The sequence below is a fragment of the Bacillus alkalisoli genome (assembly GCF_002797415.1).
GTDB lineage: Bacteria > Bacillota > Bacilli > Bacillales > Bacillaceae_I > Bacillus_CD > Bacillus_CD alkalisoli.
The window spans coordinates 1159348-1181183 of record NZ_KZ454944.1; the positions used below are offsets into that span (position 1 = coordinate 1159348).

Here is a 21836-nt window from a genome sequence, read left to right on the forward strand (position 1 = left end):
AACTCGTGCCTTGTTTTGTACAATAAATTAATATTTACATTCTAAGTTTCGGCCATTTCTACTCCTTCTGCGTGTGTTATTTCATATAAGGATGGATACAATAGTACAGACTCTATTTTTAAAGTCCATACATAATGTTTTAAAGAGATATTATTACCATTGTTAAGTAAAGATGTGGTAAAATGCAGTACATAATAATAGAATATTTATAAAAGCAGATGGACGAGATGAGAGAGAAATGATAAGGGGTGAAACATTATGTTTAAGTTTAACGATGAAAAAGGACAATTAAAATGTTCTTTTTGTGGGAAAACCCAAGACCAAGTTAGAAAATTAGTAGCTGGTCCAGGAGTATACATATGTGATGAGTGTATTGAATTATGCACAGAAATCGTAGAAGAAGAATTAGGTACAGAAGAAGAAGTAGAGTTTAAAGATGTGCCAAAACCTAAAGAAATTCGTCAAATTCTTGATGAGTACGTAATTGGGCAAGAGTCTGCTAAAAAGGCGCTATCAGTAGCGGTTTACAACCATTACAAGCGTATTAACTCAAATAGTAAAATTGATGAAGTAGAATTAGCTAAAAGTAATATTGCCCTAATCGGTCCAACTGGTAGTGGTAAAACATTACTTGCACAAACGTTAGCTCGTATTTTAAATGTACCATTTGCTATCGCAGATGCGACATCATTAACTGAAGCTGGTTATGTAGGAGAAGATGTAGAGAACATTCTTTTAAAATTAATCCAAGCGGCCGATTATGATGTAGAAAAAGCAGAAAAAGGTATCATTTACATTGACGAAATTGATAAGGTAGCACGTAAATCTGAAAACCCATCGATCACTCGTGATGTTTCAGGTGAAGGTGTTCAACAAGCTTTACTGAAAATTCTAGAAGGTACAGTTGCTAGCGTTCCTCCTCAAGGTGGAAGAAAGCATCCACACCAAGAGTTTATTCAAATTGATACAACAAATATCTTATTTATTTGTGGTGGAGCATTTGACGGTATCGAACAAATTATTAAACGCCGTTTAGGTAAAAAAGTAATTGGTTTCGGTACTGAAAGTAAAATGACAGAAGAAGAACAAACGCAACTTTTATCTAAGGTATTACCAGAAGACTTATTAAAATTCGGTTTAATTCCGGAATTTATTGGGCGTCTACCGGTAATTGCTAGCTTAGAGCAACTTGATGAGTCTGCGTTAGTTGAAATTTTAACAAAACCTAAAAATGCTTTAGTTAAGCAATATTCCAAAATGTTAGATTTAGATGACGTTGAGTTAGAATTTGAAGAAGATGCACTTGTTGAAATTGCGAAAAAAGCAATCGAACGAAAAACTGGTGCACGTGGACTTCGTTCTATCATTGAAGGCATCATGCTTGATGTAATGTACGAACTTCCTTCCAGAGATGACATCAAAAAATGTATTATTACAGCTGAAACAGTAACAGACAATATAACACCAAAGCTAATGCTAGATGACGGTTCCGAACTAAAAGAAGACAAAAAAACTTCTGCATAATAATAAAAAGCGTATTTTTACTTTAATATGTAAAAGTACGCTTTTTTTGTTGTTAGAAAGTTTTAGACTAGTTTAATACAATACAAATATAAACTTATGTAATGTAGATAGAAACTTTAAGGTGATTCCTCTCTGGCTACTTTATGAGGACCAACTTAGTGCTAATTTCGAAGCAAGATGGCTATAAAAACCGCTATGGGAACTATTTGTTGTCTAGTCCAAAACAAAATAGTGCTCATCACAAACCGTTCAATTATGCATGCAGATGAAAAAATTGGCTAATTTAAAAATCAAAATTACATATTTTATCCAAATCATTTTTAGTGGTTTATTCCACGTTTTCCACGGAGATACTAGCATTAATTACAACATGTATTTTTGCAGGAGGGAAACTATGACTTGGACAGGGATTGCACTGTTTATACAATTGTTTTTCGGAGTGATTATTGGACTTTACTTTTGGAATTTGCTAAAAAATCAACGAACTCAAAAGGTTTCCATTGATAAAGAATCAAAAAAAGAAATGGACCAACTCCGAAAAATGCGTAGCATATCATTGACAGAACCGTTAGCGGAAAAAGTAAGACCTACATCATTTAATGATATCGTAGGGCAAGAAGATGGCATAAAAGCGCTTAAAGCAGCTATTTGTGGACCTAACCCACAGCATGTTATCATTTATGGCCCCCCTGGTGTTGGAAAAACTGCAGCAGCGAGACTTGTTTTAGAAGAAGCAAAAAGCAACAATAAATCACCTTTTAAACAGAGTGCCGTTTTTATTGAATTAGACGCAACAACCGCAAGATTTGATGAGAGAGGGATAGCAGACCCTTTAATTGGTTCAGTACATGATCCTATCTATCAAGGTGCAGGAGCAATGGGGCAAGCTGGTATCCCACAACCGAAACAAGGTGCTGTTACTCATGCGCACGGTGGAATGCTTTTTATTGATGAAATTGGTGAACTACACTCTATTCAAATGAATAAGCTATTAAAAGTATTAGAAGATCGAAAAGTATTTTTAGAAAGTGCCTATTACAGTGAAGAAAATAATCAAATTCCTACACATATTCATGACATATTCCAAAATGGTTTACCTGCAGACTTCCGTTTAGTTGGTGCTACAACAAGAACACCAAATGAAATTCCACCAGCTATACGCTCACGTTGTATGGAAGTATTTTTTAGAGAGCTAGATAAAGATGAATTAATTGCAGTTGCTAAAAATTCAGTGTCGAAGATTTTTATGACAGCGGATGAACATGGAATAGAACTATTAGCTACATATACAAGAAATGGTCGTGAAGTGGTGAACATGATGCAAATTGCAGCTGGTCTTGCCATAACAGAAGATCGATCAAATGTAACTCTTGCTGATATTGAATGGGTTATTCATTCTAGCCAACTTACGCCTAGATACGAAAGTAAGATTAAAGAAGAATCTAGACTCGGCCTCGTAAACGGACTAGCTGTTTATGGACCGAATAGTGGAGCTTTATTAGAAATAGAAGTAACTGCTATACCAGCAGAAGAGAAAAAAGGAACCGTTAATATTACTGGAATTGTTGAAGAAGAAAGTATTGGTGGACAAGGTAAATCTATTCGTAGAAAAAGTATGGCAAAAGGTTCTGTTGAAAATGTTATTACTGTACTTCGATCATTAGGTGTACCAGCTGCTGACTTCGACATTCATGTCAATTTTCCTGGTGGCATTCCCATTGACGGGCCATCAGCTGGGATAGCGATGGCAACGGGTATATATTCGGCAATCTTTAAAATTCCTGTGAGGAATACGGTGGCAATGACAGGAGAAATTAGTATTCATGGTGCTGTTAAACCAATAGGTGGGGTTATACCGAAAATTAAAGCAGCCAAACAAGCAGGAGCAAAAAGAGTTATAATTCCAGACGAAAATATGCAATCAATCATTAAAGAGATTGAAGGAATTGAAATCATTCCAGTTAAACAATTCCAAGAAGTATTAGATCTAGCGCTACAACGTGAACTAGTACAGGAACCAAGCTTCGATCACGTTATTCCTAACATACAAAACATATCACAAGCAGAATCAATGTAATAGTACAAAAAAGCATCGGAACGTGACCCGATGCTTTTTTCTTAATTGAGTGAGTTTCATAATGTACAATTACTAAACTAAAAACGAATATTAAACCTATTCTTTCATATAATTTACGTTTTATATCGAACGTTATTTAATTATATAATAAACGGAACATTCGTTTTTCACTAAACGAACCGTAATAATGAATTTGATTCAATTAATAAAGAATATCATTAGCAAAGCATTTAATAATTGCACTTAACAAGCTAAACAGGTAAAATTTTTAATACTAGAGCTCAATCATAATATATGACTACTTAACGAAAAACGAAATATAAATGCATAGTTCTTGTTAATTAAACCTATAGATACGAAATTTTACAACCCAAGAATACAATGATTCGTTTATCATTAACCGAATTAATTATGAAATTAAATCACTTGAAAAAACATACTGTTAATAGGAATTGCAAACAATACTACATGAGACTCATCTTACGTCAAATTGAATCTTTTCGTTATGTAAAAGTTCGATGTGAAAAGGTGTTAATTAGACAGTGTCTAGTAAATAAGATAGAATTGTACAAAGAACAACGTTGATTGAGCGTTCGGAGGTGTTTCCATGGCTAACAATAAAGAATATATTGTGCCTCTTTTGCCCTTACGCGGGTTAATGGTATTTCCTACGATGGTGTTGCATTTAGATGTAGGAAGAGATAAATCCATTCAAGCGTTAGAGCATGCGATGTTAGAAGATAAAAAAGTACTACTCGTGACTCAGAAAGAAGTTTCAGTGGATGACCCTACAGAAGACGATTTGTTTGAATGGGGTACCTTAACGAAAATTAAGCAAATGTTAAAGTTGCCGAATGGCACGGTGCGAGTATTAGTCGAAGGTTTAGAAAGAGCAAAAATTGTAGAATATCTCGAAGAAGATTTTTATAGTGTGAAATTATTAACTTACCCTGACCGTGATGAGAAAGATCCGGAAGATGAAGCATTGATGAGAACTCTTCTAGAATATTTCCATACATATACGAAGCTTTCGAAAAAAACGACAATAGAAACGTATCACTCTATTTCGGATATTGCAGAACCAGGAAGAATGGCAGATATCATTACAAGTCACCTTCCACTAAAAATGAAAGATAAGCAAATAATTATAGAAACAACGGATTTAAAAGATCGTATTCATAAAGTAATTAATTTTGTTAACAATGAAAAGGAAGTTCTACAACTGGAAAAGAAAATTGGACTTCGTGTAAAACGGTCCATGGAGAGAACGCAAAAAGAATATTACTTGCGTGAACAAATGAAGGCAATCCAAAAGGAACTTGGAGATAAAGAAGGAAAAACTGGCGAAATAGAGGATTTAAAGGCAAGAGTAGAAAAAGCACACATGCCAGAATCCGTTGAAACTATAGCCTTAAAAGAAATTGATCGCTATGAAAAAATCCCTTCCAATTCAGCAGAAAATTCGGTTGTTCGAAATTATATTGAATGGCTATTAACATTACCCTGGACAAATGCAACCGAAGATAACATAAATATTAATAGAGCTGAAAAGATATTAAACGATGATCATTTCGGATTAGATAAAGTAAAAGAACGAGTTTTAGAGTATTTAGCAGTACAACAATTAACGAATTCACTTAAAGGGCCAATTCTTTGTTTAGCTGGACCTCCTGGAGTAGGAAAAACTTCTTTAGCAAGGTCAATTGCCAAGTCATTAAACAGAAATTTTGTCCGCGTTTCTTTAGGTGGAGTAAGAGACGAATCGGAAATTCGTGGACATAGAAGAACATACGTAGGTGCAATGCCAGGAAGAATTATTCAAGGAATGAAAAAAGCTGGTACTATTAACCCTGTTTTCCTACTAGATGAAATAGATAAAATGTCTAATGATTTTAGAGGAGATCCTTCATCGGCATTATTAGAGGTGTTAGATCCGGAACAAAACCATAATTTTAGTGATCATTATATTGAGGAAACGTATGACTTATCTAACGTAATGTTCGTAGCAACGGCGAACAATTTGGGTACTATTCCTGGGCCGCTTCGTGACCGAATGGAAATCATCACCATTGCAGGTTATACCGAAATAGAGAAACTTCATATTGCCAAAGACCATTTACTACCAAAGCAGTTAAAAGATCATGGATTAACGAAAAGCTCTTTACAAATTCGTGATGATGCCATCCTATCTATTATTCGTCACCATACGAGAGAAGCGGGAGTAAGAAGTCTTGAGCGACAATTAGCTTCCATTTGCCGTAAAGCAGCGAAAATCATTGTTTCGAATGACAAGAAGCGAATTGTTTTAACAGAGAAGTCACTTCAAGATTACCTTGGAAAACCAAGATTCCGTTACGGTCAAGCAGAACTAGAAGACCAAGTAGGTGTGGCAACTGGGTTAGCTTATACAACTGTAGGTGGAGATACTTTAGCAATCGAAGTTTTACTTTCACCTGGTAAAGGTAAGTTAACGTTAACGGGTAAACTTGGTGATGTAATGAAAGAATCAGCACAAGCAGCATTTAGTTATATCCGTTCAAGAGCAAAAGAATGGAAAATCGACCCCGACTTCCATGAGAAAAATGACATTCATATCCACGTTCCAGAAGGAGCTGTACCAAAAGACGGTCCGTCAGCAGGTATAACGATGGCAACAGCGTTAATTTCTGCGTTAACAGGCCGTGCAGTTCGTAAGGATGTTGGAATGACAGGTGAAATCACTTTAAGAGGTAGAGTGTTGCCAATAGGTGGTTTAAAAGAAAAGTCGTTAAGTGCTCATCGGGCTGGATTAACGAAAGTAATTATGCCGAAAGACAATGAAAAAGATTTAGACGATATACCGGAAAGTATAAGGAATGAACTAACATTTGTCCCAGTTTCCACTTTAGACGAAGTGTTAGAACACGCATTAGCAGGAGAGAATTCATGAAAGTAAATCAAGCAGAAATAGTAATCAGTGCCGTAAAACCAGAACAGTATCCACCAGATCCGATGCCGGAATTTGCATTAGCAGGAAGATCTAATGTTGGAAAATCATCCTTTATTAATAAGATGATTAATCGTAAAAATTTAGCGCGTACGTCATCCAAGCCTGGAAAAACGCAAACGTTAAACTTTTATTTAATTAATGAAATGTTACATTTTGTAGACGTACCTGGTTATGGGTATGCCAAAGTTTCAAAGTCGGAACGTGAGGCATGGGGCCGTATGATTGAAACGTATTTAACGAAAAGGGAACAGCTCCGTGCCGTTTTATTAATTATTGACTTACGTCATGCACCCTCTAAAGAGGATGTTATGATGTATGAATTTATTAAACATTACAAATTACCTGTTGTCATTATCGCTACAAAAGCGGATAAAATTCCAAAAGGAAAATGGCAAAAACATAAAAAAGTAGTAAAAGAAACGTTAGGATTGCACCCGGAAGACGAAATCGTTCTATTTTCAGCCGAAACTGGCCACGGAAAAGATGAGGCGTGGGGTATTCTTCAAAAGAAAATGTAGTGAAAAAACAGTAGGAAGCAACATTCCTACTGTTTTTTTTATGTTTAATTCTGTCTAAAATTAGGGAATAGAAAGAAATGGATAGCATTGGTGAGGAATTATAAGGTTCGACTCTCTAAACTTACGTAAGGCTAAAATATCAAGATTTATCAGTAAATAAACTGATAAATGATATTTGTTCCTATGTTGGTAAGTTGCTACCATTAAATTGGACAGGAAAAACAAAGGGGGAAATAGAGAGAATGAAAAAATTATTAATGTATGCTTGCTTGTTTTTACTAGCAAGTATCCTGGTAGCCTGTAGTAGCGGGAAAGTGACTACAGATGAGGGATATGAGTTAGTGGAAGATGGGAAATTTATTTTTGCAGCATCTGGAGAATTCACTCCATTTAGTATGACAGATGGAACCGGTACGATGTCTGGTTTTGACATTGAGGTCGCAGAAGCTGTTGCAAGAGAGCTAGGCTTAGAAGCGGATCAACGTAAATATACTTTTTCGGGAATTGTAGAAGGTGTTAGAAGTGGTCGCTTTGATGTAGCGGTTGCGAGTCATACAATTACAGAAGAGCGAATGCAGGAAGTAGATTTTACCGTACCATACTACTATTCCGGGGCACAAATCTTTGTTAGGCCAGATAGTGATATTCAGACATTAGATGACTTACAAGGAAAAACTGTTGCAGTATCACGAGGTTCTACATACGGTGATTTAATAGAAGGAGTACCAGGAGAAATCGTTAACTATGATAGTGACGTAGTAGCATTAGAATCATTAAATAACGGTCGCTATGATGCAGTAGTTACAGACTTCATAACTGGACGCGAAGCAATCGGCGCTGGAATGAACTTAGAAGGTAGAGAACTTTTAGATCGTAGTGAACAAGCTATTGCAGTAGCAAAAGGTAACGAAGCACTAACGAAGGCAATTAGTGAAGCTTTAGAAAAACTTCGTGAAAGCGGAGAATTAGCGAAGATTAGTGAGAAGTACTTTGGAGAAGACATCACAACAGACCCAGAACAGCAATAATATCACCATGCGTACTTAGTAAAGTAGTGTTTGTCCATTTTAGCTTTTGGCCCAGTAAAATACGAGGAAATTTAGGCCAGTGACAAAAGGATAAATAAGGCAAAAAAGTGTGGTGAAGTTTCACCACACTTTTTTGGTATTTGAGTTCGTTTCAGTATGTATAAATACGAAACGAAAAATGATTTTAAAGCTTACACAGAAAATAATATTACTGTAAAGGAGTGAGTTTCATAATGTACAACTACTAAACGAAAAACGAATATTAAACCTATTCTTTATTATAATTAAATAACGATTTATATCGAACGTTATTTAATTATAATAAACGGAACATTCGTTTTTCACTAAACGAACAGCAATTATGAAATTGATTCAAGTACGAACAAATTGTACATAGTATGTAAAAATTTCGTTTTTTATTAAACGAGCCGTATATGAAATTAATTAACTTGATTTATTTTATTGAGGAGTGTGAGTAATTTGCCAACCTTTGCCCATTTTCTTGAAGTATTTATCGGAAACTATGATATATTCCTCCGAGGAATGATAAAGACATTACATATTACAGCAGTATCTATCTTTTTAGCACTATTTATTGGACTATTTTTTGCTTTCTTAAAAATATCTAAAATCAAAGTTCTAGAATGGATTGCGAATTTTTATATTTTCTTAGTCAGAGGAACACCATTAATTGTCCAAATCTTTATCTTTTATTATGGCCTTGTAAATTTAAATATTTCACAGTTTTGGGCGGTTACTTTAGCACTAGCCTTCCATAACGGAGCTTATATTGCAGAAATCTTCCGAGGTGCCATTCAATCAGTGGATAGAGGACAAACAGAGGCTGGAAGATCCCTTGGAATGTCGCGTACCTTAACAATGAGAAGAATAATCTTACCTCAAGCTATTAAAAGGTCGTTACCACCTTTAGGAAACCAATTCATTATAGGATTAAAAGATTCTTCCTTAGCAGCGTTTATCGGTTTTTACGAACTATTCAATGTGGCGCAAACACGTGGTGCCCAAACGTTTGATTATATGACAAATCTACTTGTAGTAGCAGTTTACTATTTAATTTTAGTCGGTTTATTATCAATCGTTGTTAGTTTGTTAGAAAAGCGTTATTCAGCAAGTGATAAATAAGATTAAGGAGTTGATAACATGACAAGTCGGAAACTAATGATCGATGTGAAAGATTTAAATAAATCATTCGGAGACTTACATGTACTAAAAGATATAAATATGTCAGTAGAAAACCAAGAAGTTGTTTGCTTGATTGGTGCAAGTGGTTCTGGGAAAAGTACACTACTTCGTTGTTTAAACTTTTTAGAACTAAAAGATAGTGGAACAATTAAGCTAGAAGATAGAGAGATTGATATAAAAAAGGATAATTTAAATAAAGTTAGACAACGTGTAGGAATGGTTTTTCAACATTTTCATTTGTTCCCACATATGACAGTACTAGAAAATGTAATGGAGGCTCCTGTTCAAGTTAGTAAACTACCAAAAGCAGAGGCAAAAGAAATTGCATTAGATATTTTAGCTAAAGTTGGACTATCGGATAAAGTGAATGTTTATCCAGGAAAACTATCTGGTGGACAAAAACAGCGTGTTGCTATCGCAAGAGCACTTGCAATGAAACCTGATGTGATGTTATTCGATGAGCCAACATCAGCTCTAGATCCAGAGCTTGTTGGAGAAGTGTTAAGAACGATGAAGAAGCTCGCTGAAGAAGGAATGACGATGGTTGTTGTCACACATGAAATGGGATTTGCGCAAGAAGTAGCAGACCGAGTAGTATACTTACACGATGGCAAAATCGTTGAAGAAGGGTGTCCTGAAGAAGTATTCAACAACCCGAAAAACGAAAGAACAAAAGAATTCTTAAATGCAATACTATAAATAGTAAGCCTGGGGTAGATAAATAATACAACTACCACAGGCTATTTTTTGCTGTTAAAACATTGATAAAGTATAGATTTACTTAGCTGTTGATTGGAGCGCAAGTCGGAGACTCCTGCGCGAATGCGACGAGGAGTAGGTTTATTCACGATAGTGAAAATAACCTTCCTTTTTAGCGCCCGCGGAAAGCGAAGACTTGCGCTCCAATTAACACAACCAACAGCGGTGTTTTAGGGAGAATTATAAATTATGTATAAAATCTATTTCCTTTTAAAGAATAGTAAGTAAACACCGATTACAATTAGTAACGCTGGCCAGAATGTATGTATCAGGGAAAAGCCTTTTTCTACTAAACCGAATACTTCCATGATTGGATTAGAAAATAAGAAAAAGCTAGCAATAAACAATAATATTAATCCTTCCGCTAAACCTTGTTTCGTCTTTTGCCAACGAAGCAAAAATCCGAGGCCAACAATCAAAATGATTGTAGAAACATGATCAGGCCAAAATGCAAACTTGTTTTTAACTTGAAAATGCAAACCAACTCCAAATAGGACAACACCAGGTAAAATATTTGGGTAATCATTTTGTTTGTATGCTTGTATTAATAATGCTAGCCCAATAATGATTAGAAAGGTAGACCAAGTGAACATACCAGACCACATTTCTATATCAAATTGTTCCAAAAGGAAATATAAACCAAACCCTATCAGTAAAATACTAGGTAAAAAACTATTTTTCTTCATCTTTTCCTCCAAACTTAAAGCTCAGTATTAAATTAATATAATAATTACGGCTCGTTTATAATAAGGTCCTTTAAATACTAAGTTGAATGAATTATTCTTTTTTCGTACTGTAGTCATACTTATTAAGATTACTCACTTGATTATCGACAAAATTTTTGGTAATGTACGAGTGGACGTAATCTTATTATAAATAGATAGTAATAGAACGTAAAAGCTTTGTTACTTATTTCATTTTCTGTTCACATTTTACCAAAAGATAATGAAACAAGTCATGATATAATCAAAAGAGTAAGTTAGATAGGGTATCAAAACTACCTCAAAAACGAATTATGAACTAAATAATACTTGATTAATACAAACATAATACGAAATACACACAATATCAACAATTGAAAACTCGTTTTTCAATAAACGAAATACAATTATGCAATTAATTGAACTAATGATAAAAAAATTTTAGGGGGTGCCATTTTCACATGCATATTATAGTTGTTGGACTTAATTATAAGACTGCCCCTGTTGAAATCCGTGAAAAATTAACGTTTAATCCCGCTGATATCGAAAGAGCAATGGTTGCATTGAAAGATCGTAAATCGATTTTAGAAAATGTGATCGTTTCAACATGTAATCGTACGGAAGTGTATGCTGTTGTCGATCAACTTCATACTGGGCGTTACTATATAAAAGCATTTCTAGCTGATTGGTTCGGTCTAGATAAAGAGGAGTTTTCTCCTTATTTAAATATATATGAGAACGACGGGGCATTAGAGCATTTGTTCCGAGTAACGTGTGGACTGAACTCGATGGTAGTAGGGGAAACACAAATATTAGGACAGATTCGAAATAGCTTTTTTATGGCTCAAGAAAATGAAACGGTAGGTACAATTTTTAACCGTTTGTTTAAGCAAGCTGTTACACTTGCGAAGCGTGCCCATTCAGAAACAGAAATTGGAGCAAACGCCGTTTCTGTTAGTTATGCTGCTGTGGAACTTGCCAAGAAAATTTTTGGTGAGTTAACAGATAAGCATGTTCTTATTTTAGGTGCTGGAAAAATGGGAGAACTTGCCGTACAAAACCTTCATAGCAACGGTGTAAAGCAAGTGACGGTGATGAACCGTACGCTTGAAAAAGCAGAAGATTTAGCAAATCGCTTTGCTGGTAATGCCAAATCACTAGAAGAAATGTCTTGTGCTCTAGTAGAAGCAGATATTTTAATTAGCTCAACAGGAGCAAAAGACTATGTTTTACGCAAAGAAGATATGGTACACGTGGAAAAAATGCGTAAAGGTCGTCCGCTATTCATGGTGGATATTGCTGTACCACGTGATTTAGACCCAGAATTAGAACAATTAGAAAGTGTTTTCTTATACGATATAGATGACTTAGAAGGTATTGTACAAGCTAACATGGCGGAGCGTAAAAAAGCTGCGGAAGCGATTGAATTAATGATTGAAGCGGACATTGTAGAGTTTAAAGAATGGTTAAATATGCTTGGAGTTGTTCCGATTATTTCAGCTCTACGCCAAAAAGCGTTAGATATCCAAGGTGAGACAATGGCAAGCATTCAACGAAAAATGCCACATCTAACAGAGCGTGAAGTGAAAGTCTTAAATAAGCATACGAAAAGTATTATTAACCAAATGCTACGTGACCCAATTCTTCGTGCAAAAGAACTGGCTGCTGAACCAAATGCAGAGCAGTCATTAGCACTGTTCTCTAAAATCTTCAACATTGAAGAAGAGGTTATTCAAGAAACAACAACACAATACTACTCCATGAAGAAGGACAAGAGCACAGCAAAACTAGTTGCTCCTAACCTTCAAGCGACATTACAGTCGTAAGCGAGGCATTCACATGTTAGAGATAACGATATTAAGGTTGTATGAGTTAACGATTATTTTGTACGCCTTGAGTGTCCTAATGTATTTTATAGATTTTCTTCATAATGACCGGAAGGCAAATCGTATTGCCTTCTGGTTGCTTGCAATTGTTTGGGTGCTTCAAACAATTTTTTTGTTTCTACGAATGATTGAAACAGGAAGAATACCTATATTCACCCTATATGAAGGAATGTATTTTTACACATGGGTACTCATTACTTTTTCTTTAATTATTAACAGAATTTTACGAATGGATTTTATCGTATTCTTCACAAACATCATCGGTTTTATCGTAATGGCCATACATACTTTTACGCCGTATCAACATGAATCTCAAGTTGTGGCACAAGCTTTAGTTTCTGAATTATTAATCATTCATATTACAATGGCAATTCTAGCTTACGGAGCGTTTTCTCTTTCGGTAACCTTTTCGATCCTATACTTACTACAATATAAACTATTGAAAGAGAAAAAATGGGGAAAAAGGTTGTTAAGAATTCACGATCTAGCTAAGTTAGATCATATGTCATACGTTTTAAATGTGACTGGTGTACCTTTGTTTCTTTTATCTTTGATTCTTGGTACAATTTGGGCATATATTAAGTTGCCTGAATTTCAATGGTATGACTTGAAAGTTATCGGTTCCTTTTTTGTTATTGCCGCCTATAGTTTCTACTTCTATAAACGGTTGGGAGAAGGAGTTAGTGGCAAAGCTAATGCTAACTGGAATATAACGGCATTCTTGGTTGTATTAATAAATTTCTTCCTACTCGGAAGATTGTCAAACTTTCATTTTTGGATTTTATAAAAATATACTATCGCGTCTAACGCTTTTTAATTAGGAGGAACTATGACTAGAAAAATAGTAGTAGGTTCAAGAAGAAGTAAATTAGCATTAACACAAACGAACTGGGTAATGGATCAATTGAAAAAACTAGGGGCACCATTCGATTTTGAAGTAAAAGAAATAGTAACAAAAGGTGACCAAATTTTAGATGTTACCCTATCTAAAGTTGGTGGAAAAGGCCTATTCGTTAAAGAAATCGAGCAGGCAATGGTCGATAAAGAAATAGATATGGCAGTTCATAGTATGAAAGATATGCCAGCGGTTCTTCCAGAAGGATTAATGATTGGATGTATTCCTTACCGCGAAGACCACAGAGATGCATTTATTTCTAAAAACCATGTGAAATTTGAAGATTTACCAGCTGGTTCTATCGTTGGTACTTCTAGTTTGCGTCGTGGAGCACAGCTTTTAGCGAAACGTAACGATATCGAAATTAAGTGGATTCGCGGAAACATTGATACTCGTTTAGCTAAACTACAAAACGAAGATTATGATGCTATTATTTTAGCAGCAGCAGGACTTGCTCGTATGGGTTGGTCAAATGATGTGGTTACTGAGTTTTTAGATGAAGAACTTTGTGTACCGGCAGTAGGTCAGGGTGCCTTATCAATCGAATGCCGTGAATCTGATAAAGAATTATTAGATGCTCTTCAACTATTAAATGATAAAACGACTGAAAGAGCAGTTACTGCGGAACGTGCTTTCCTTCATAAAATGGAAGGTGGTTGCCAAGTTCCAATTGCGGGATTTGCTGAAGTTACAACGGAAGATAAGGTTAAGTTAACCGTATTAGTAGGTGCTCCAGACGGTTCTGTATTGTATAAAGAAACGGTTGAAGGAAACGATCCAATGCAAGTAGGATTAGAGGCAGCCGATAAATTAATAGAGCAAGGTGCTAAAAAGTTAATTGACGATGTGAAAAAGGAGCTAGATAAGTAATGAAAAATTCGTTGCCACTCTTACATAAACGTATTCTTATAACGAGAAGCAAAGAGCAGGCAACAGATTTTTCACATCTAGTGGAAGAGTTAGGAGGGACTGCACTTGTTGTCCCTCTTATTCAATTTTCACTACCAGCAAACGCTGAAGAAATCTCGAACCAAATACAAGAATGTATGGCAGAGATGGATATTGTGGTTTTTACGAGCACAAATGGAGTTGACTATTTTTTTCAACTTTATGATAAGCCAATACATAAAAAAATAGCTGCTGTTGGGGAAAAGACAAAAGAAGCATTAGAAAGTAGAGGTCTTTCTGTAACGGTAATGCCTAATAAATTTACAGCCGAGCATTTACTAGACTCATTAACAGATGAAGTGAAAAAACAAGCATCCATCCTATTGATTCAAGGGGATTTAGCTCGACCTATATTACGTGAACAACTTGTAAAATTAGGATACAATGTAAAACAAATAGTGGTTTATGAGAACACCATGCCAAACGCATCCCTACATAAGTTAAAAGAACTATCCAATGAAAAATTGGACATTGTTACATTTACAAGTCCTTCATCTGTTAGAAATTTTTCAAAAGTCATTCCACCTGATTGCTTAAAATCAAACGTTGCTGTTATCGGCCCTATTACAGAAACAGCAGCAAAGCAACTAGGGTATACTGTCCAAATAAGCCCTGAAAAATATACAGTTCAAAGTTTAGTGGAATCAATTGTTGATTTTTATAAATGATAAATACGTTTGAGGAGGAAAACAATGGAGAAATTACAATTTCAACGTCACCGCCGCCTTCGTGGTTCAGATAATTTACGAGCTTTAATTAGAGAAACAAAATTACAAAAGGAAGATTTAATTTTTCCTATTTTTATAGTAGAAGGCGAAAATCAAAAAAATGAAGTAGCTTCAATGCCTGGAGTATACCAAATTTCTTTAGATTACTTACATGCTGAAATGCAAGAATTAACGGAATTAGGAATTAAGTCTGTCATTGTTTTTGGCGTACCAGCACAAAAAGATGAAGTTGGTTCTGAAGCATATCACGACCATGGTATCGTTCAAAAGGCAATTGTACAAATAAAAGAAAACTTCCCAGAATTAGTAGTAATAGCTGATACTTGCCTATGCCAATATACGAATCATGGACATTGTGGAATAGTAGAAGAAGGACAAATCTTAAATGACCCTACACTTGATTTATTAGCAAGAACAGCTGTAAGCCAAGCAAAAGCAGGTGCAGACATTATTGCACCGTCAAACATGATGGACGGATTTGTTGCTGCCATTCGTCACGGTTTAGATGAAAACGGATTTGAACATATTCCAATTATGTCTTATGCCGTTAAGTATTCTTCGGCATTTTACGGCCCGTTCCGTGATGCTGCACATAGCTCACCGAAATTTGGAGATAGAAAAACATACCAGATGGATCCTGCAAACCGTCTAGAAGCAATGCGTGAGGCAGAATCCGATTTAATGGAAGGTGCCGATTTCTTAATCGTCAAACCTGCCCTATCCTACTTAGATATCATTCGTGATGTAAAGAACAATTTTAATGTACCAGTTGTTGCTTATAACGTAAGTGGAGAATATTCCATGGTGAAAGCCGCTGCTCAAAACGGATGGATTAATGAGCAAGACATAGTAATGGAAAGTTTAACAAGCATGAAACGTGCAGGTGTAGATTTAATAATTACATACTTCGCAAAAGACGTTGCACGTTGGTTATCAGAAGAAAAATAATAGCTGAAACTTGTAAGTCCAATCGATTAGGAAAGGATGATAAAAAATGAGAAGTTATGAAAAATCAAAACAAGCTTTTATTGAATCATCGAAAGTATTACCAGGTGGGGTAAATAGCCCTGTACGTGCCTTTAAATCAGTAAATATGGATCCTATATTCATGGAGCGTGGAAAAGGCTCGAAAATTTACGATATCGATGGAAACGAGTATGTAGACTACGTACTATCATGGGGACCACTTATCCATGGTCACTCTAACGACAGAGTAGTAGAAGCGATTAAAAAGGTAACGGAAAGTGGTACAAGCTTTGGTGCACCGACTTTAATTGAAACGGAACTTGCTAAACTTGTAATTGACCGCGTGCCTTCGATTGAAGTAGTACGTATGGTAAGCTCAGGTACAGAAGCCACAATGAGTGCTTTACGTTTAGCTCGTGGTTATACTGGCAGAAACAAAATTGTGAAGTTTGAAGGCTGCTACCACGGACATGGTGATTCATTGCTTATTAAAGCAGGTTCTGGTGTCGCTACGCTTGGTTTACCTGATAGTCCAGGTGTTCCTGAGTCTGTTGCTCAAAACACGATTACAGTCCCTTACAACGACTTAGAAAGCATTCGTTATGCATTCAAAGAATTTGGAGAAGACATTGCAGCAATTATCGTAGAACCTGTTGCAGGAAATATGGGTGTAGTACCACCTCAACCTGGATATTTAGAAGGTTTACGTGCTGTAACAGAAGAGTATGGCTCTTTACTTATTTTTGATGAAGTAATGACAGGGTTCCGAGTAGATTATGGATGTGCTCAAGGGTATTACGGAGTTACTCCTGACTTAACGTGTTTAGGAAAAGTAATCGGTGGTGGACTACCAGTAGGTGCATACGGTGGAAAAGCGGAAATCATGGCGAGAGTGGCACCAGCTGGAGATATTTATCAAGCTGGTACATTATCAGGTAATCCACTTGCAATGACTGCTGGATATGAAACGTTAGTTCAATTAACACCAGATACGTACAAAGAATTCGCTCGTAAAGCAGATCGCCTTGAAGAAGGCCTGTTAGCTCTAAAAGCTAAATATGACATGCCGTTAACAGTAAATCGTGCTGGGTCCATGATTGGCTTCTTCTTTACAAATGAAAATGTAACAAACTATGAACAAGCCAAAACATCCAACCTAGACTATTTCGCAACATATTTCCGCGAAATGGCTAATAACGGAGTATTCTTACCACCTTCCCAATTCGAAGGATTATTCTTGTCTACAGCACACACAGACGAAGACATCGAACATACATTACAAGCAACAGAAAAAGCGTTTGCGGTAATTAAAGGTTAATAAGATGCAGCTAAATTAAAATAGACACTCATTCTCCTACTTGCTAGGAGAATGGGTGTTTTTTGTTGTTTGGGTAATTATAAAATCCTTCTATAACTGTTTTGAGGAATGATAAATTTTGAGGTGTAGAATAAAATTGTCTAAGTGTAACAAAATTTTAAGAAAGTGTAGCATAAATCCATGAAGGTGTAGCATTAAGGTTGAGAAGTGTAACAAATACATTGATAGTGTAGCAAAAAGTACCCGAAGTGTATCATAAATTATCAAAAGTGTAGCAAAAAATTTATAAAGTGTAACAAACATTAGTTTCACCACGTATTGAAAACAAAGATATAGACAAAACGGTAAAAAACTCTATTTTTCAAAAAATAATCATATTTCATCACTAAGACTCATACACATTTTTAGTGACATAGTAAAATTTTTTATAGATTGAAAGGAGGAAGCCCTTTGTCTTCAGAACAACAATCGTGCTTACGTTTTTCAGTAGAGGAGTCTGTATGGTTTCAAAAAGGACAGGAAGTTAGCGAACTTATGTCTATTTCATTAGATCCTGATATACAAATCTTTGATCAAGATCAATACGTTTCCATAAGGGGAGCTTTATATTTAACAGGGGAATATCAAGTGGAACAACAAGAAGATCCAACGTATGAACCGGTAAATTTAGCTCGTTTAGTGGAAAACGTGGAAGAAAGAGAAGATGGTTGTTTTGAATTAAACCACCGTTTTCCTGTAGATATAACGATTCCGAAAAATCGCATTCAAAATCTAGAAGACATATTTGTTTCGATTGAATCGTTTGACTACCATTTACCAATGCGTGGATGCTTGCAACTTGATGCAGAGTTATCTATTTCAGGAATTTATGGCCATCAACAAAGTGTGCCACAAGTAGCAGAACAACAAGAGCAAGAGGAAGAAAGAGAATTAGAACCTCTTTACCTTAATGGACAAGAAGAGGAAGAGGATGAGCCATATAATCCATTTAAGTTTTATAGTGAATCAGATGATTCATTTGGAGTAGAGCAAAATGAGGAAACGGTTAGAGATGCATACTACCAAAATCTAAGTCAAGAATCTGTTAATCAAGAAGAAGCAGATGAAGTGGATTATAGCGAGGTATTACGTCAAGAAACAGAGGCTGTATCGCCGGAATATCAAAATGAAGATGAACAAGAAGAACTAGAGCACGAAGAAGACTTCGATACATTTGAAGTAGAAGTCAGAAAAGATGCAAATATAAGCGAAACACAAGAAGATGACTATGCAAATAATCCTTTCTCAGCACCTAACTATGCGTTCCAGTCTAAGCAAGAGGAAGTAGAAGAAAAAGAAGAAAATGTTATTTCTTTCTTAGCTAGACGTGAAGAAAAACAAGAAACACCTAAAGCTGTAGTGAAGCAACAACAACAGCCCCAAGAGCAATGTGAAGCAGAACGTGACGAGAATGATCTCAGTCTAACAAAGTTCTTTGCGAGTGAAGATAATGGTGAGGACTTTACACGTTTAAAAATCTGTATTGTCCAAGACGGAGACACAATGGATACAATTGCGAAACGCTATGATATAACGATTCAACAATTAATTAGGGTGAACCGTTTATCCACAGAAGACGACATCCATTCTGGCCAACTACTATACGTACCAGCTACTGCATATTCAAACTCTTAAGCTAAAAACATGTGAGTTAGGGTTTCCCTTTCTCACATCTTTTTTATTGGGATGACACAAAAAATAGAAAGAGAGTTTTTGCAAATGTCAAACGAAAAACAATATGTGGAACAAGTGTTAGCGCAATACAACATCCAACCCGAACTACTTCAACAATACGGAAAAGTCTGGAGAGTTGGCACAAAAAAAGACACGTTTGCGTTAAAAAGAATAAATAAGCGGGACGCATACAGCTTATTCATGAACATTCATTCCATGTACCAAAGAGGAATTCAGTCGATCGTACCAATCTATAAAACTAATCAAGGATATTACTATGTAGAAGACCAACAAGATGTATACTATTTAATGCCTTGGATAGAAGCAAAAGAAGAGAGAGAAGTCGACTTTAAAGATAGTCTGCTTTTTAAAGAACTGGCAAAGCTTCATAACTTAACCGTTCAAGAAAAAGAGTATGAGGAAAAGGATATAACAGACTTTTTTACTAAAACATCAGAAGCGTGGAAAATTAATGCAGAGAGATTAGAGAAATATGTGGATGAATGTGAGAAGAAAACATATATGTCGCCATTCGAATTACAAGTTTGTACAGCAGCTCATGAAATCTCATTAGCAAACAAGTTCGCAAACAGTCAATTAGATAATTGGTATGAACAAATGAAAGAAGAAAAAAAGCATCGAACAACATTCACACATGGTAGAATATCTTTTCACCATTTTCTGAAAGACGAACAAGGAAGAGGGTATTTTACAAGTTGGGAGCGCTCGAGAAAGGCACCTCCTGCAAATGATATTGTTGCATTTTATCATCGTTATTTAAGCACATACCCTTTATACTGTGACGAGTGTGTAGACTGGTATTATGAATATCAAAAAGACTTTCCGTTAAGAGAAACAGAGAAATCATTAGCCTTGTGCCATTTAAGTTATCCGAGGCCATTTATGAATGTATTAAACAATTATTTAGAGAATAAAGAAAGTAATAAAAAAATGCGAAATGAAAGGGAATCAGTACGCAAACTACAAGATTCGTATTGGTTGGCAAAGAATATTGAATATGTAGCTGGACGAATTAATCAGATAGAAGAGCAAAAGAAAAACAGCGCTCAAACATAATAAAAGTTTGAGCGCTGCCGTTTTAAATACGTTCAGATTTTTTTAGTAAGTCTTCTGTTAATAGAGTTAAATTACTAGTGTTGTTTGAAATTTCATTGAAAGAAGAAACAATTGCCTCTAAATCTTCTTTATTTTGTTCAAACCTTTCTAAGTAATTGTCCATCTCCATTTTTACCGTCATTAATCCGCCTTTTACTTGCTGGATTTTCGTTTGTGATTGTTGAGTTGCTTCATTCATTGAACCAAATCTATTTGTTAAATTTACTATTTGGTTACTACTTTGTTCAATTTGCTTTTTAATTTGTGTGCTCATTACTTTACTATTTTCTGCAAGTTTCCTAACTTCGCTAGCAACAACGGCGAAGCCTCTACCTTCTTCTCCAGCACGCGCTGCTTCAATCGAGGCGTTTAACGCTAGTAGGTTTGTTTGATCTGCAATGTCATCAATACCTTTTGTCATCTCCACAATTTGTTCAGAGATTTCTTGAAGTGTTTTTATTTGTTGAAGTGATTCGGAAACATCGCTTGATACGACATTAAATGTTTCCATCATCACGTTCATTTGCTTTTCATTTTCATGTGTTAAATGTAAAAGGTTTGTACTACTTTTTTGTGTAATAGACGTATCTTTTAATACTTGTTCGGCTTTCATATTCACACTGTGGATCGTTGCTTCTGTTTGTTGAGCAGAAGCAGCAACTTCTGAGCCAATACCTGTCAATTCTTGCTGAAGGTGTAGATTACGTAGATTGGCTTCCTCTAGCAATTCCAAACGAGCATTTAAATAATTATCGACAACTAATTGTGAATCAAGGTTAAACAATTGTTGTACTGCCGTTAATAGCTCAGTAAGCTTTTCTGGTTCTTTATGAAATGCTTCTACAACTTTTGGTATTAAGAGTGATTGAATGGTGGAGTAGGATGCTAAAAACCAAGTTACTGGTAGTTGTGCCCCGTTATGTGTCTTACCAATTCTATCTCTTAAAGCAAAAAACTCATCATTTAAATCCCCACTTAATAAACTAGTAAAATATTGCACAAAAACAGCTTTTAATCGTTCTCTACTAGTTTTTGTTTTTGCAATATGTGTTAGTGTCGGTTGTTTATATAAATGATCTAATACTACATTTAGAAGTTCACTTAAATGCTCCTCAAATAATGGCTTTGCTTCTTTTAATACTTGTATATGTTTTTTCGTTAGACCCATATAATAAATACGAGATGCTAACTCTTTATTATCTACTTTCACTACTTCTTCGAGCGATGGTAATCTTAATTCTGGATGATACGTATGTACCTCTTTCTTCTTAAAAATTGCCAACATGCAATAGGACCCCTTTACTAGTTCGTTTCTCTCATTGTATAATATCGGCTAGTCCTAATCTATTTTGAATATGCTATATAAAATATAAATAAAATAAAATGTGTATTGTATGGAAGCGCAAGCCGGACCGCCATTAATAACGGGGACTTGCGCCAAAAATTATTAGTTGTGTTGTGTTTTTC

At 35.5% G+C, this 21836-nt stretch carries 17 protein-coding genes and 1 pseudogene; 15 read left to right on the top strand and 3 right to left on the bottom strand.

Going from position 1 to position 21836, the window contains the following annotated elements:
• Positions 1 to 258: 258 nt before the first annotated feature.
• The 7 genes from clpX to CDZ89_RS05550 all read left to right on the top strand — a co-directional run bounded on the left by clpX (position 259) and on the right by CDZ89_RS05550 (position 10038).
• On the top strand, positions 259 to 1524 hold the full coding sequence (gene clpX / locus CDZ89_RS05520; RefSeq protein ID WP_096153119.1) for an ATP-dependent protease ATP-binding subunit ClpX: 1266 nt from the start codon (positions 259 to 261) through the stop codon (positions 1522 to 1524).
• 394 nt (positions 1525 to 1918) lie between these two features.
• Positions 1919 to 3601, top strand: a complete 1683-nt coding sequence (lonB, locus tag CDZ89_RS05525) for an ATP-dependent protease LonB (protein ID WP_096153121.1) — start codon at positions 1919 to 1921, stop codon at positions 3599 to 3601.
• A 607-nt stretch (positions 3602 to 4208) separates the two neighbouring features.
• Complete coding sequence (gene lon / locus CDZ89_RS05530) at positions 4209 to 6530, top strand: endopeptidase La (protein WP_096153123.1); 2322 nt, start codon at positions 4209 to 4211, stop codon at positions 6528 to 6530.
• Complete coding sequence (gene yihA / locus CDZ89_RS05535) at positions 6527 to 7108, top strand: ribosome biogenesis GTP-binding protein YihA/YsxC (RefSeq protein WP_096153125.1); 582 nt, start codon at positions 6527 to 6529, stop codon at positions 7106 to 7108. The genes lon and yihA overlap by 4 nt, the downstream gene beginning before the upstream one ends.
• Positions 7109 to 7350: 242 nt before the next feature.
• Complete coding sequence (locus CDZ89_RS05540) at positions 7351 to 8136, top strand: transporter substrate-binding domain-containing protein (RefSeq protein WP_096153126.1); 786 nt, start codon at positions 7351 to 7353, stop codon at positions 8134 to 8136.
• A gap of 480 nt (positions 8137 to 8616) precedes the next feature.
• Entirely contained in the window at positions 8617 to 9279 is a 663-nt protein-coding gene (locus tag CDZ89_RS05545; protein WP_096153128.1) for an amino acid ABC transporter permease, read from the top strand.
• Between the two features lie 36 nt (positions 9280 to 9315).
• Positions 9316 to 10038, top strand: coding sequence for an amino acid ABC transporter ATP-binding protein (locus tag CDZ89_RS05550; protein ID WP_096156872.1), 723 nt, complete (start codon positions 9316 to 9318; stop codon positions 10036 to 10038).
• A gap of 260 nt (positions 10039 to 10298) precedes the next feature.
• Here the strand turns inward: CDZ89_RS05550 and CDZ89_RS05555 are convergent, their stop codons facing one another.
• Positions 10299 to 10784, bottom strand: coding sequence for a LiaF transmembrane domain-containing protein (locus CDZ89_RS05555; protein ID WP_096153130.1), 486 nt, complete (start codon positions 10782 to 10784; stop codon positions 10299 to 10301).
• Between the two features lie 476 nt (positions 10785 to 11260).
• Between CDZ89_RS05555 and hemA the strand changes: the two genes are divergently transcribed.
• The 8 genes from hemA to ysxE all read left to right on the top strand — a co-directional run bounded on the left by hemA (position 11261) and on the right by ysxE (position 20330).
• Positions 11261 to 12625, top strand: a complete 1365-nt coding sequence (gene hemA, locus CDZ89_RS05560) for a glutamyl-tRNA reductase (protein ID WP_096153132.1) — start codon at positions 11261 to 11263, stop codon at positions 12623 to 12625.
• 13 nt (positions 12626 to 12638) lie between these two features.
• A complete protein-coding gene (locus CDZ89_RS05565) occupies positions 12639 to 13472 on the top strand; it encodes a cytochrome C assembly family protein (protein WP_096153134.1) in 834 nt (277 codons plus the stop codon).
• A 42-nt stretch (positions 13473 to 13514) separates the two neighbouring features.
• The gene (gene hemC / locus CDZ89_RS05570; RefSeq protein WP_096153136.1) at positions 13515 to 14450 is read left to right on the top strand and encodes a hydroxymethylbilane synthase; all 936 of its coding nucleotides are present in this window, start codon (positions 13515 to 13517) and stop codon (positions 14448 to 14450) included.
• A complete protein-coding gene (locus CDZ89_RS05575; RefSeq protein WP_096153138.1) occupies positions 14450 to 15196 on the top strand; it encodes a uroporphyrinogen-III synthase in 747 nt (248 codons plus the stop codon). The genes hemC and CDZ89_RS05575 overlap by 1 nt, the downstream gene beginning before the upstream one ends.
• Positions 15197 to 15220: 24 nt before the next feature.
• Positions 15221 to 16204 (top strand): porphobilinogen synthase, encoded by a 984-nt coding sequence (gene hemB / locus CDZ89_RS05580; protein WP_096153140.1) that lies wholly within the window; start codon positions 15221 to 15223, stop codon positions 16202 to 16204.
• A 46-nt stretch (positions 16205 to 16250) separates the two neighbouring features.
• Positions 16251 to 17540 (top strand): glutamate-1-semialdehyde 2,1-aminomutase, encoded by a 1290-nt coding sequence (gene hemL / locus CDZ89_RS05585; protein ID WP_096153142.1) that lies wholly within the window; start codon positions 16251 to 16253, stop codon positions 17538 to 17540.
• Between the two features lie 450 nt (positions 17541 to 17990).
• Positions 17991 to 19214 (top strand): stage VI sporulation protein D, encoded by a 1224-nt coding sequence (gene spoVID / locus CDZ89_RS05590; RefSeq protein WP_141395183.1) that lies wholly within the window; start codon positions 17991 to 17993, stop codon positions 19212 to 19214.
• A gap of 84 nt (positions 19215 to 19298) precedes the next feature.
• Complete coding sequence (ysxE, locus tag CDZ89_RS05595) at positions 19299 to 20330, top strand: spore coat protein YsxE (RefSeq protein ID WP_157842678.1); 1032 nt, start codon at positions 19299 to 19301, stop codon at positions 20328 to 20330.
• 22 nt (positions 20331 to 20352) lie between these two features.
• On the opposite strand, the gene CDZ89_RS20440 is transcribed toward ysxE, so the two are convergent.
• Positions 20353 to 20982: a methyl-accepting chemotaxis protein gene (locus CDZ89_RS20440; RefSeq protein WP_406564916.1), complete on the bottom strand. Its 630-nt coding sequence runs from the start codon at positions 20980 to 20982 to the stop codon at positions 20353 to 20355.
• 132 nt (positions 20983 to 21114) lie between these two features.
• Positions 21115 to 21654, bottom strand: a pseudogene (locus CDZ89_RS20445) (protoglobin domain-containing protein); the annotation flags it as partial.
• Positions 21655 to 21836 lie beyond the last annotated feature (182 nt).

Excerpts from the sequence above, each read along its gene's own strand:
- clpX (WP_096153119.1), top strand. The coding sequence starts at position 259 with ATGTTTAAGTTTAACGATGAAAAAGGACAATTAAAATGTTCTTTTTGT.
- lonB (WP_096153121.1), top strand. The coding sequence starts at position 1,919 with ATGACTTGGACAGGGATTGCACTGTTTATACAATTGTTTTTCGGAGTG.
- lon (WP_096153123.1), top strand. The coding sequence starts at position 4,209 with ATGGCTAACAATAAAGAATATATTGTGCCTCTTTTGCCCTTACGCGGG.
- yihA (WP_096153125.1), top strand. The coding sequence starts at position 6,527 with ATGAAAGTAAATCAAGCAGAAATAGTAATCAGTGCCGTAAAACCAGAA.
- CDZ89_RS05540 (WP_096153126.1), top strand. The coding sequence starts at position 7,351 with ATGAAAAAATTATTAATGTATGCTTGCTTGTTTTTACTAGCAAGTATC.
- CDZ89_RS05550 (WP_096156872.1), top strand. The coding sequence starts at position 9,316 with ATGATCGATGTGAAAGATTTAAATAAATCATTCGGAGACTTACATGTA.
- CDZ89_RS05555 (WP_096153130.1), bottom strand. The coding sequence starts at position 10,784 with ATGAAGAAAAATAGTTTTTTACCTAGTATTTTACTGATAGGGTTTGGT.
- hemA (WP_096153132.1), top strand. The coding sequence starts at position 11,261 with ATGCATATTATAGTTGTTGGACTTAATTATAAGACTGCCCCTGTTGAA.
- CDZ89_RS05565 (WP_096153134.1), top strand. The coding sequence starts at position 12,639 with ATGTTAGAGATAACGATATTAAGGTTGTATGAGTTAACGATTATTTTG.
- hemC (WP_096153136.1), top strand. The coding sequence starts at position 13,515 with ATGACTAGAAAAATAGTAGTAGGTTCAAGAAGAAGTAAATTAGCATTA.
- CDZ89_RS05575 (WP_096153138.1), top strand. The coding sequence starts at position 14,450 with ATGAAAAATTCGTTGCCACTCTTACATAAACGTATTCTTATAACGAGA.
- hemB (WP_096153140.1), top strand. The coding sequence starts at position 15,221 with ATGGAGAAATTACAATTTCAACGTCACCGCCGCCTTCGTGGTTCAGAT.
- hemL (WP_096153142.1), top strand. The coding sequence starts at position 16,251 with ATGAGAAGTTATGAAAAATCAAAACAAGCTTTTATTGAATCATCGAAA.
- ysxE (WP_157842678.1), top strand. The coding sequence starts at position 19,299 with ATGTCAAACGAAAAACAATATGTGGAACAAGTGTTAGCGCAATACAAC.
- CDZ89_RS20440 (WP_406564916.1), bottom strand. The coding sequence starts at position 20,982 with ATGAAAGCCGAACAAGTATTAAAAGATACGTCTATTACACAAAAAAGT.